General features: G+C 60.5%; 7 protein-coding genes. 4 read left to right on the top strand and 3 right to left on the bottom strand.

Translation table 11 applies throughout. The features are described 5' to 3' along the window. Positions 1-747 precede the first annotated feature (747 nt). The 3 genes from secA to aceB all read left to right on the top strand — a co-directional run bounded on the left by secA (position 748) and on the right by aceB (position 7,553). Positions 748-4,185, top strand: a complete 3,438-nt coding sequence (gene secA / locus IRZ31_RS15965) for a preprotein translocase subunit SecA (protein ID WP_297155395.1) — start codon at positions 748-750, stop codon at positions 4,183-4,185. Positions 4,186-4,456: 271 nt separating this feature from the next. Next, complete coding sequence (gene aceA, locus IRZ31_RS15960; protein ID WP_363325682.1) at positions 4,457-5,770, top strand: isocitrate lyase; 1,314 nt, start codon at positions 4,457-4,459, stop codon at positions 5,768-5,770. A gap of 184 nt (positions 5,771-5,954) precedes the next feature. Continuing rightward, the gene (gene aceB / locus IRZ31_RS15955) at positions 5,955-7,553 is read left to right on the top strand and encodes a malate synthase A (RefSeq protein ID WP_112432699.1); all 1,599 of its coding nucleotides are present in this window, start codon (positions 5,955-5,957) and stop codon (positions 7,551-7,553) included. A 90-nt stretch (positions 7,554-7,643) separates the two neighbouring features. On the opposite strand, the gene IRZ31_RS15950 is transcribed toward aceB, so the two are convergent. From IRZ31_RS15950 to thrS, 3 genes are all read right to left on the bottom strand, one after another. Then, positions 7,644-8,195: a GrpB family protein gene (locus tag IRZ31_RS15950; protein ID WP_297155391.1), complete on the bottom strand. Its 552-nt coding sequence runs from the start codon at positions 8,193-8,195 to the stop codon at positions 7,644-7,646. Next, positions 8,192-8,869, bottom strand: a complete 678-nt coding sequence (locus IRZ31_RS15945; protein WP_297155389.1) for a hypothetical protein — start codon at positions 8,867-8,869, stop codon at positions 8,192-8,194. The genes IRZ31_RS15950 and IRZ31_RS15945 overlap by 4 nt, the downstream gene beginning before the upstream one ends. A gap of 147 nt (positions 8,870-9,016) precedes the next feature. Then, positions 9,017-10,816, bottom strand: a complete 1,800-nt coding sequence (thrS, locus tag IRZ31_RS15940; protein WP_297155387.1) for a threonine--tRNA ligase — start codon at positions 10,814-10,816, stop codon at positions 9,017-9,019. An 823-nt stretch (positions 10,817-11,639) separates the two neighbouring features. Here thrS and IRZ31_RS15935 point away from each other — a divergent pair. Then, positions 11,640-12,364: hypothetical protein (locus IRZ31_RS15935; RefSeq protein WP_297155385.1), on the top strand; the 725-nt coding region annotated here is incomplete at its 3' end.

Raw genomic sequence — 12,364 nt, 5'->3', positions numbered from 1 at the left:
GTGGCCTGTGGCCTGTGGCCTGTGCCAGAGACAAAGAGAGCGCGCCTCACGTTGCTGAGGTAAGCAGAAGAGCGACCTCGCTCGTGGCTTGGCTAGAGCGCTGATGAGTGTGCGAAAGGTGGACGAATGTGAACGAGTGTGAGTAGCGACCGGACCGGGCCATCGCCTCCTTTCATTGGGGCTATCGCCGCCGTCGCCTTGCAATAGGTAGCTCGCCCGTGAGCAGCGAGGCGACAGCGCTGCGACGTGCCAGGCGCTGGAGACGTCGTTTGGGGTAGGCGTAGCAGACAACAAGGGGAGAGGAACTACAGGAGCAGGCCCTGGGCGTATGGCGAGACGATCTCACTCAGTCAACCAGGAGGCGGCAAGCCATCAGTGGCCCGTCTGATGGGGTTGCCTGCCGGTGACCCGCCCTGTTCTCCTCTTGGGGCTGCTGGCACCGCTTCATCTTGAAAAGAAGCACGAAGCGGCTGAGCTTGTCAAGAGAGCAGAGAGCGGCTTACTCTGGCCGTTCCTTCCCTCCCTGTCATAGAGCCTTATTACTATAGAGTGTGGCATTACACGCCGTCACCTGTCAAGATGCACCATGCTGTCGGCCTTCGCGCCCGGTAGAGACGAGGTGTGATATAATGAATGAGAACATGGGCCGGTCAACTGGCGTCATCACCATAAGAGGGCACCCACCGACCAGCGCCAGCCAGGGATGCGGACGACCATGCCAGCCGGGCTGCAGGAGAAGAGAGCGACATGCAACTGCTAACAAAGATTCTGGGAGATCCCAATCAGCGCGAACTGAAACGCATCCAACCGATCATTGATCGAATCAATGCCTTAGAACCTGAAATTCAGAAGCTGAGCGACGAAGAACTGGCGGGCAAAACAGCAGAATTTCGCGCGCAGCTCGCCCTGTATCTCAAGGGGGGGCGTGTCCTGGAGGACGAGCTGCTCAAGCTCTTCCGTGAGGCGATCACCAGCGTTGAGCCTCTGGCCGAGCGTTGCAGCGATGAGCAGCTCCGGGCGGCCATTACTGACTACCGTCAGAAACTTGACCGGCGGCGCGATGAGGAGGAGGTCCTGCGCGATCAGCTGGCAGACGTTTTAGACGAGCTATTTGCTGCTGGCTACGAGCGGCTCAATCCCACCTTCAACGCCCTGCGCGTCGAAGCCGTCATGGACCTGGTGGAAGAGCGGCAGCTGTGGCCAGAGGAGGCGCCCGACCCTGAAGAGGCCATCATGGGCTTGCTCCAGGAGGTAGAACCGGACCTGGCGCAGCTGCCGGAGGAGGAGCGTCGGCGCGCTTTTGCCAAAGCCTGGGCCATTTTCGAAGAGGAACGCCGCCAGGCCCGTAATCCCGATGAGGAGGCTGACGAGCGTTTAGAGCGGCTCCTGAGCCGCATTCTCACCCATCTGCAGCCGGAGCTAGTCGCCTACAAAGCCGAGGCTATGCAGGCGCTGAGCGAGGACATGGCGCGACGCTATCGTCAGAAAGGCAAGACCCTCGACGATCTCCTGCCCGAGGCCTTTGCTGTCGTGCGCGAAGTGGCGCGGCGCGTTCTCAACATGCGTCATTTCGATGTCCAGCTCATCGGCGGTGTTGTGCTCCATCAGGGCAAGATTGCCGAGATGAAGACCGGTGAAGGAAAAACCCTGGTGGCCACCTTGCCCGTCTATCTCAACGCCCTCACCGGCAAGGGCGTCCACGTCGTAACCGTCAACGATTACCTGGCGCGCCGTGATGCCGAGTGGATGGGGAAGATCTACCGCTTCCTGGGCATGAGCGTAGGCGTCATCGTCAACGCCGTTGAGCCGCAGAGTCCCGAGCGACGCGCCGCCTATGCCGCCGACATCACCTACGGCACCAACAATGAATTCGGCTTCGACTATCTTCGCGACAACATGGTCACCGACCTCAGCCAGATGGTCCAGCGTGAGCTGAACTACGCCATCGTTGATGAGGTCGACAACATCCTGATCGACGAAGCGCGCACGCCGCTCATCATTTCTGGCCCTGGCCCTGAATCGACTGACCTCTACGTCAAGTTTGCGCGCCTGGTCCCGCGGCTCAAGCCTGAGATTGACTACACCGTCGACGAGAAGTCGCGCTCGGTCATGCTGACCGACGAGGGCATTGAAAAGATGGAGCGCATGCTCGGCACCCAGAACCTCTATGCCGAGGAACACCTTGATCTGGCGCGCTATATGGAGAATGCCCTCAAGGCGCACGTCCTCTTTAAGCGTGATCGGGACTACCTTGTCAAAGATGGTCAGGTGATCATCGTCGACGAGTTCACCGGGCGTTTACTGCCGGGCCGGCGCTATAGCGAGGGATTGCACCAGGCGATCGAGGCCAAGGAGGGGGTGCAGGTCCAGCGCGAGAACCATACCTATGCCACGATCACCTTTCAGAACTACTTCCGCCTCTACCGCAAGCTGGCGGGTATGACTGGTACGGCCATTACCGAGGCGGAAGAGTTCCATAAGATCTACAAGCTGGATGTGATCGTCATCCCGCCCAACAAGCCGATGATCCGTCAGGATCTGCCGGACCTCATCTATCGGACCGAAGAGGCCAAGTGGCGCGCCGTGGTCAGAGAGATCAAAGAGCGCCACGAGCGCGGACAGCCGGTGCTGGTGGGCACGACCTCGGTCGAGAAATCTGAGCATCTCTCGCACCTGCTCTCGCTGGAGGGTATTCCTCACAACGTGCTCAACGCTAAGCACCATGAGCGTGAGGCCCAGATCATCGCTCAGGCCGGGCGCAGCGGAGCGGTGACCATCGCCACCAACATGGCTGGACGTGGTACCGACATCCTCCTGGGCGGCAACCCTGCCAGCTACTTTGACATTGTGCTGCGCAAGCATGCCGAGAACGTCGACTACATTCGCGAAATGCCTGAGAATACGCCGGAGGAGCGTGAAGAGAAAGAAGAGGCCATCCGACAGTATATCGAGGGCATGACCGAGGAGGAGAAAAACGAGATTCTCCAGGACCTGATTCGCCAGTGTGAGGAGGATCATCAGCGGGTTGTGGAGCTAGGCGGCCTGCACGTCATCGGTACCGAGCGTCATGAGTCGCGGCGCATCGACAACCAGCTACGTGGCCGCGCCGGGCGCCAGGGTGATCCCGGCTCCTCGCGCTTCTACCTCTCGCTGGAGGACGACCTCATGCGCCGCTTCGGGGCTGATCGGGCCTCGAATTTTATGAAGATGGCCGGCATGGACGACGACACTCCGCTGGAAAGCAGCCTCGTCTCACGCTTCATTGAGCAGACCCAGGCTCGCGTCGAAGGCTACAACTTCGACATCCGCAAGCATGTCGTCGAATACGACGACGTCATCGCCAAGCAGCGCGAGGTCATCTATGCCGATCGGCGAGCCGTCCTCGAACGGGCCGACATGCACGAGCGTGTCCTGGAGATGATCCGCAATGAGATTGCGGCTCTCGTTGATCGCTGCATTCCCGGGCAGTCCATCAACGATGAGGGCGAGCTAGAGCTGCTCTTCACCCAAATCGAGCGCTGGGTGCATGTCCCCGAGGACTTCCTGCCGGAGAACCTGCATGCTCTACGCAAAGACGAGCTGAAGGAGCGCCTGAGCGAGCTGGTCATCGAGCACTACGAAGCCCAGGGGCGCCGCCTGGCTGAGCTGGCGGCGGAGCACCTGGGCCAGGGCGTGCCCACTCTGGGCGACCTTGAGCGCTCCATAACGCTGCAAGTCGTCGACCGCCTCTGGATGGATCACATCGATGCCCTCGACGTAATGCGCTCCGGCATCCAGTTCCGGGCCGTGGGCCAGCGTGATCCGCTGACCGAATTCAAGAACGAAGCCTATCGCATGTTTGAGGAGCTGAAGCGCGCCATCCAGCACTACATTGTTGACGAACTGCTCAAGATGCTGCGCGGCGAGATCACCGTCACCGTCCAACGCCCGCAGCCGAAGCCGCGTCAACTGCCGCGCAACCTGCGCACCAACGTCGACGAGATTGCGCGTCTGAGTGGCCAGGCCAAGAGCGACGGCAACGGGGCCCGCCCGCGTAGCAGCGGCGGACGGCGTGCTGCCCGCGGCGGCACAGCAGTCGCCAGCGCTCCCGTGGCGCAGTCAGCGGCCCCCCCGCGCAAGATTGGGCGCAACGATCTCTGCTACTGCGGCAGTGGCAAAAAGTACAAGAAGTGTCACGGCGCCTAGGCCAGGCCCGGACTAGCCAACCCAACCCTTTGAGGATGGGGAGCCGGTTCGCCTCTGCGAAGACGAACCGGCTCCCCACCTTTGCGTTTGCAACCTATAAGCATTTAATTATCGTAAGGCTTACCAGCTTTTAACTTATTTCATAGCAACTTCGCCTGTTCGTGTGTTATCCTTGTTATGGAGCGAGCAGGCCCCGCAGATCTATAGGTCAAAGCTTATTGAAGCGCTTCTGGAGAGAGGAGCAGAGATCATAATGAGCAGTCAATATACTATGAATGGCAATGGCGCACATGGAAAGCGGCAGACGCCCTATAGTGGCCCCAGCGCCGAAGAGCTGGAGCGTTCCTGGCGCGAAGATCCGCGCTGGCAGGGCATCAAGCGGCCCTATAGCGGACAAGACGTCGTGCGTCTGCGCGGCTCCATTCAGATAGAATACACCTTAGCGCGTCTGGGAGCTGAGCGGCTCTGGGATTTGCTGCACAGCGAGCCATACGTGGCGGCGCTTGGTGCGCTCACAGGTAACCAGGCGGTTCAGCAAGTCAAAGCTGGTCTCAAGGCTATCTATTTGAGCGGCTGGCAGGTGGCTGCCGATGCCAATCTGGCGGGCCAGATGTATCCCGACCAGAGTCTTTACCCCTCCAACAGCGTGCCGCATGTCGTCAAGCGCATCAACCAGGCGCTGCAGCGGGCTGACCAGATTCAGCAGGCCGAAGGAAAAGGAGACACCTACTGGTTTGCTCCGATTGTGGCCGATGGAGAGGCGGGCTTTGGCGGGCCGCTCAACGTCTATGAACTGACCAAGGCCATGATCGAGGCTGGAGCGGCAGGCGTACACTTCGAGGACCAGCTGGCCTCCGAGAAGAAGTGCGGCCACCTGGGGGGCAAGGTTCTGATCCCCACGCGCCTGGCTATTCGCAACCTGATTGCTGCCCGGTTGGCGGCGGACGTCATGGGGGTGCCGACCATTCTCATTGCGCGCACCGATGCCAACGCGGCCACCCTGATCACCAGCGACGTCGACCCGGCTGATCATCCCTTCCTCACCGGCGAGCGCACTCCCGAGGGTTACTTCCGCACGCGCCACGGGCTGGAGGCGGCCATTGCCCGTGGGCTGGCCTATGCTCCCTATGCTGATCTCATCTGGTGCGAGACCTCTGAGCCGAATCTGGACGAGGCGCGGCGCTTTGCCGAGGCCATCCACGAGAAATATCCTGGCAAGCTGCTGGCCTACAACTGCTCGCCTTCGTTCAACTGGAAGAAGAAGCTCGACGCTCACACCATTGCCACCTTCCAGGACGAGCTGGGCAAGATGGGCTACAAGTTCCAGTTTGTGACCCTGGCCGGCTTCCACGCCCTCAATCAGAGCATGTTCAAGCTGGCGCTGGGCTATCGTCAGCGCGGCATGGCGGCCTACGCCGACCTGCAAGAAGAAGAGTTTGCTCTGGAGCGCGAGGGCTACACGGCCACGCGCCATCAGCGTGAGGTTGGCACCGGCTACTTCGACGAGGTAGCGATGGTTATCTCGGGCGGCCAGGCCTCGACTGTGGCCCTGGCTGGTTCGACCGAAGCAGAACAATTCCATTGATATCCTTCCATCCATCTTCTGGTCACTCCTGACGGGTAGCGGCGAACGCCGACGCGCTTGAGCGTGCCTGCTCCGATGTCGTACAATGGGGGGGAAAACGACAAAGGCTGGTGGGCGCGTTCAGGCGCGTCAGGCGTATCAGGCGTGCCCCCATTGTGCCAGGCAGAAAGGCGAAGCGAAGCAGATGACGAAGCAGAGCTATCCAGACGGGCTTGAGATCAAAGCACCGGTTCCGCCCGAATACGCAGAGATACTGACGCCAGAGGCATTGCACTTTGTGGTGACGCTGGTGCGCGAATTCGGGGGGCGTCGCGAGGAGCTGCTGCGCAAGCGTGTCGAGCGGCAGGCCGAGATCGATGCCGGCAAGCTCCCCGACTTCCTGCCAGAGACGGCCCATATTCGTGAAGCAGACTGGACGATCAACCCCGTCCCTGCCGACCTGCAAGATCGGCGCGTGGAGATCACTGGTCCCGCTGAGCGCAAGATGATCATCAACGCACTCAACTCAGGGGCCAAGGTTTACATGGCCGACTTTGAGGATGCCCTCAGCCCAACCTGGGCCAACCTTGTGCAGGGGCAGATCAACCTGCGCGACGCCGTCCGGCGCACCATCAGCTATGTCAGCCCCGAGGGCAAGCACTACCGCCTCAACGAACAGATCGCCACGCTGGTGGTCCGTCCCCGTGGCTGGCACCTGCCAGAGAAGCATGTTCTGCTCGATGGCAAACCCATTTCCGGCAGCCTCTTCGACTTTGGACTGTATTTCTTCCACAACGCGCGCGCCCTGCTTGAGCGCGGCACTGGCCCCTACTTCTACCTGCCGAAGATGGAGAGCCATCTGGAGGCGCGCCTGTGGAACGATGTCTTCCTGCTGGCCCAGGAGCAGCTCGGCATCCCGCGCGGGACGATCAAGGCCACGGTGCTGATCGAAACGATCCTGGCCGCCTTCGAAATGGATGAGATCCTCTACGAGCTGCGCGAGCACTCGTCGGGCCTCAACTGCGGACGCTGGGATTACATTTTCAGCGCCATTAAGAAATTCCGCAATCACGAGCAGTTCCTCTATCCCGATCGGGCCCAGGTGACGATGACCACGCCCTTTATGCGGGCCTATACGCTGCTGACTATTAAAACCTGCCATCGGCGCAATGCCCACGCCATCGGCGGCATGGCGGCCCAGATCCCCATCAAGAATAATCCGGCGGCCAACGAGGAGGCGATGGAGCGCGTGCGCGCCGATAAGCGGCGCGAGGCGACCGACGGCCATGACGGCACCTGGGTGGCTCATCCCGGGCTGGTGCAGGTGGCTCAGGAGGAATTCGATCGCGTCATGCCGCAGCCGAACCAGATCGAGCGCAAGCGCGAGGATGTGCAGGTGAGCGCCGCCGACTTGCTGCGCGTGCCCGAGGGGACCATCACCGAGGGCGGCCTGCGAACGAACATCAGCGTAGGGACGCAGTATCTGGAGGCCTGGCTTGGCGGCCTGGGCTGTGTCCCGATCAATAACCTGATGGAGGATGCCGCCACGGTCGAGATCTCACGCTCCCAGATCTGGCAGTGGGTGCATCATCCGCGCGGCATTCTGGACGATGGGCGCAAAGTGACACTGGAGCTGGTGCGCCAGCTGGCGCGCGAGGAGCTGGAGAAGATCAAGGCTGCCGTCGGTGAGCAGACCTATCAGTCGCGCCGCTACGAGCAAGCCTACAATCTCCTCGATGGCATTATCGCCAACCGCGAGTTTACCGAGTTTCTGACACTGCCGGCGTACGAGCTCATCGATTGATGGGCCTGCCGATAGATGCGGGGGAAGGGAGAAGATCCCTTCTCTCGCTTTGTTTTGGGGGCAGCAGCGCAGCACCCTTGTCACACGCGCTTACGCTTCATCGACTGGCGCTGGTCGCCCCTGAGCTGACCAGTGAGCGGCCTGGGCTTCGATGCCCCTGATGAAAGCGGTTTTTGCATCGGTATAAGCAGCGACGTCGTTGGGGAAACGTACCGCCAGCGCCCGCTTCAGGCGAGCGTACTCCTGGGCTGTAGCCGGATGGGCGCGCAGGTAATCGCGAAAGAGCAGATGGCGCTGCCAGAAAGGACTGTTGTACTCCACCATGTGCAGATGGTGGGTATGTTCCTCGCCGCGGAGCTTGCGAAAGTAGCGTCGCTCAGGGATAAAGCGCTCAACCTCTGGCAGGTACTCATAGCCGAGGGCGCGCAGCGGCTCGATGCAGGAGGTAGCATGCGAGAGCTGGGCTACTGCGGCCATAATATCGATAATGGGCTTGGCGGCCAGGCCAGGCACGGAGGTACTGCCGATATGCTCGATAGCCACCAGCCAGGGGCCGATGGCCGCAAGCAGCCGCTGGCGCTCGGCGGCGTACTCCAGCGGCCACTGGGGATCGTAATCGACCAGCACGACGCGGCGGCTCATATGGCACCATACCTTTCCAGCAACGACCAGATCTGCGCCGCGATCTCCGCCGGTGGGCGCAATCTTTCCTGCTCATCGGCGCAAGCAATGGTCTCCCAAGGACCATCGGCGCGGGTGCTGGCGAGCTGCTCATAGACCTCGGCGCAGCGTGCCAGATAGACAGCGTCCTCCTCATGGATATCGCGTGTACCCGTCTGGTTCTGCTGCTGGGCGCGTGTAGCCAGCAGCCTGGTGGCCACTGCCACCGGCAGGCGCAGATAGAGCGTGAGCGTGGGGCGCGGTAGACCGAAGACGTCATACTCCAGGTGCGCCAACCAGGTCAGGAAAGCCTCCCGCTCTGCGCCAGTGAGGCGTGCCCCTTGGTGGGCCAGGTTAGAGGCCACGTAGCGATCCAGCAGCAGGAGATCGCTTTCCGTCGCCAGGCGAGAAAGCAACTCCAAACTTTCCAGGCGGTCGCCGGCGAAGAGCAGGGCGGCTGAGCGCGGCGGCACCTCGGTCAGAGGGCCAAAGTCGCCACGCAAGTAGGCGGCCACACAGCGCCCGAAAACGGTCTCAGTGTAGCGAGGGAACGAGAGACTGGCCACGCGCAGCCCCTGGCGACGCGCCCGCTCCTCCAGCAGGCGCAGCTGCGTCGTCTTGCCAACCCCATCGATCCCCTCCAAGGCTACTAGCATCAAACAACAGGCTCCTTTCCTTTGGCTCTTACCTTCCCCTGTGGCTGCGGGCAAGGTGGGCGGGCTAGTCCAAGGCCCAGGCCAGGGGCAAGGAGCTGGAAGGCTCTCCCCTGGACGGCCTGGGCCTGACTATCCGTCGGACCATTGCTAGAGATCACGGCTGCGCGTGCGGATAACCTCCGTGATATGGGCCACAAACTCCGCCAGCGGCATCGCGCCACGGTTCTCATTCGTTCGCAGGCGCACCGCCACGCTCTCGCTGGCCGCCTCCTTATCGCCTACCACCAGCATATACGGGATCTTCTGCAACTGAGCGTCGCGAATCTTGGCATTCATGCGCTCGTTGCGTGCATCCAGCTCGGCGCGCACGCCGGCGTCCTTGAGAGCAGCCAGCACCTTCTGAGCGTACTCCAGATGGCGGTCGGCGATCGGAATCACCACAGCCTGGACCGGTGCCAGCCAGACCGGGAAAGCGCCGGCGAAATGCTCGATGAGCATGGCCATAAAGCGCTCCGTCGAGCCTGTCACCGCGCGATGGATCATCACCGGGCGGTGGGGCTGACCATCCTCGCCGATATACTCCAGCTCAAAGTTTTCTGGCTGCACGAAATCGAGCTGGATCGTCGCGCACTGCCACTCACGCCCCAGAGCATCGCGGACCATAAAGTCCATCTTCGGACCATAGAAAGCCGCCTCGCCGATGCCCTCGCGGTACTCGATGCCGCGGTGCTCCAGGGCGGCCCGCAGTGAACTTTCGGCCAGCTCCCAGACCTCGTCGCTGCCGACGTAGTCCTCCTTCTTATTTGGATCGCGCAGCGAGAGGCGAATCCAGTAATCGTTGAGGCCGTACGTATTGAAGACCTCCAGCGTCAGATTGACGGCGCGATCGAACTCCTCTTGAATCTGGTCGGGGCGCAGGAAGACGTGGGCATCGTCCTGCGTCACGCTGCGCACGCGTGCCAGGCCCGTCAGTACACCGGGCTTTTCATAGCGATAGAGCGTTGCAAACTCGGCGTAGCGGATCGGCAGCTCCCGGTAGCTGTGCAGCTGTGACTTGTAGAGCAAGATATGATGAGGGCAGTTCATCGGCTTCAGGACGTAGGCGTCGTCCTCCGATAGCTCCTCCTCACTCTGCATGACCGGGAACATATTTTCGCGATACGTGTACCAGTGCTTGGATGTCTTATAGAGCCGCACTTTACCGAGGTGGCCCGTCCAGACATGCTGATAGCCGTAGCGCTCCTGCGTCTCGCGCACATAGGACTCCATCAGATGGCGCAGCATCTCGCCATGAGGCAGGAAAAGCGGCACTCCGGCGGGGACATCTTCGCTCATCAGGAAGAGTTTCAGCTCGCGGCCCAGCTTGCGATGGTCGCGCTTCTGCGCCTCTTCAAGGCGCCAGAGATAGTGGTCAAGCTCTTCCTGCGTGAACCAGGCCGTTCCATAGAGGCGCTGCAGCATAGGCCGGTGCTCATCGCCGCGCCAGTAGGCACCGGCGACCCGCATCAGCTTGAAGGGACCAATCTGCCCCGTGTGCTCCACGTGGGGGCCGCGGCAGAGGTCGAGAAAGTTCCCCTGCTTATAGATGCCGACCTCTTTATCGGGCAGGTTCTCAATAATCTCGACTTTATAGACCTGGCCCTTATTGCGGAAGTACTCCAGGGCCTTTTCGCGCGGCCAGCGCTCGTGAAGAAAAGGATACCTGGCCTCGATAATGCGCCGCATGCGACGCTCGATCTCGGGGAAGTCCTCGGGCGTGAGCGGGCGCGGCAGCTCGAAATCATAGTAGAAGCCATCTTCGATGGCTGGCCCGATGGCGAAGCGGGCCTCGGGAAACATCTCCTGGATGGCCTCAGCCATGACGTGGGCCGCGGAATGGCGCATGCGCTGGAGCGGCGTATAATTGACCGTTTCTTGAAGTTCAGCTTCGACAGATTCGGCTGACATACTTTCCTAATACCTCCCTGTCTGGCCTATTCATGGACACGCTCGTTCGTGGTGTCGTCCGACAACAGGATCAACAACAAAAAAGCCTTTCGTCCCTCGTGGGACGAAAGGCTGAATACGCTTCCGTGGTTCCACCCATCTTCCGCAGGCGCTCATCCTGAGCGGGGTATGCATCTCCCAGTAAGGAAACGCAACCCCAACCAGGGCCAATACGATGGCACTGGCAGGCGAGCCAAGACCTGCGCTCGCGCGACCGCTAACGGGGTCGAGGCGTGTACCTTACTGGCTCGGTACAGGCTGGCGAGGGGTATCCCACTTCCGCGCTGCTTTCCCGAGCAAACTGGCTTGCTGGTGCTCATTCTCGCACGCTGGTAGAGGGCCAGCAGAATGACCAGGCTGGCTCGGAGGCGGATCTCCCTCGGGCAGGCACGCTTGCAGCCGCTGGCGTTGCCTCTCTGAGTGCCCTGCGGAGGGGACATGTCTCGCGTGATCGCCGCTGTGACTGAAGTTCTTTTGTCCTTGAAGACGCTGAGTTTCGCTGTTGTCTCGCGCCGTGACGCCAGAATTGGTAATCTCAATGGCTCTAAGTGTAGCATACCTGTCTCCGAATGTAAAGGGCGACCCCGGAGGAAGGGTGTAAGATAGCGGCAGCTGACCGCGTCTATGCCGACCGACCGTCGATCTTGCTTTTAATAATGCTTGCTTGTTTATAAAGAGATTCTTGTGTAATAAAAATAGATATAAAACAGTTGCCATTAGAAATGATATCTGTTATAATCAATTCATCAATCTTATGTGGGAGGAGTGACAGGCAAAGAGGGCGATGGGGTCATCCTGGGATCTGGCGCTGAAGCGGCTCTTTGAGCTGGCAGCTCAGGATTTTGTGGAGCTTGTTTTGCCCGAGGCGCGTTATCAGCGCGATGTCTCTGGCGAGTTTGTGCTCGCCGATATTCCGCTCTTCAAAGAGCTAGGGGCGCTGCGAGCCGATGTGATCAGTGCCTGTGAATTGACAGGCCAGCCAGTAATGGTGCATTTTGAGTTTCAAAGTGGTCCTGATGCACGGATGGCGGAGCGTCTGCTGTTGTATAATGTTCTTGCGGACCAACGCTATCGGTGTCCAGTCTGGTCGTGTGTGGTTTATCTCCGCCGTTGCGCTGCACCACTTACGCCCTACCAGCGTGAGTTACCTAACAAGAAGAAAGTACATGAGTTTCATTTCCTGGTGCTCAAACTCTGGGACATGCCGGCAGCGGATCTGCTGCAGTCAGCACGCTGGGGCATGTTGCCGCTACTGCCGTTGACACGCGAGGGGCAACGTCGTGAGCTAATTGTGGAGATGAAGCGGCGTCTGGAGCAGGCCAGGCGCTATGACCTGCTGGCTATCGGCTTCTTAATCGCTGCCCTGGCCTGGGCTGGGGCGCCCGCCAGTGAGCGTCAGTGGCTAAAGGAGCAGTTTACCATGTTGGCCGATTTTATTCAGGAGCTGAAACAGACAGACATCTATCAGATGATTCTGGAGGAAGGACTGAAGGAGGGGCGAGAGAAAGG

It is taken from the genome of Thermogemmatispora sp. (genome assembly GCF_019683635.1).
GTDB lineage: Bacteria > Chloroflexota > Ktedonobacteria > Ktedonobacterales > Ktedonobacteraceae > Thermogemmatispora.
Note: the sequence above shows the minus strand (reverse complement) of the source record. Positions and strands in the feature narration are given on the sequence as shown.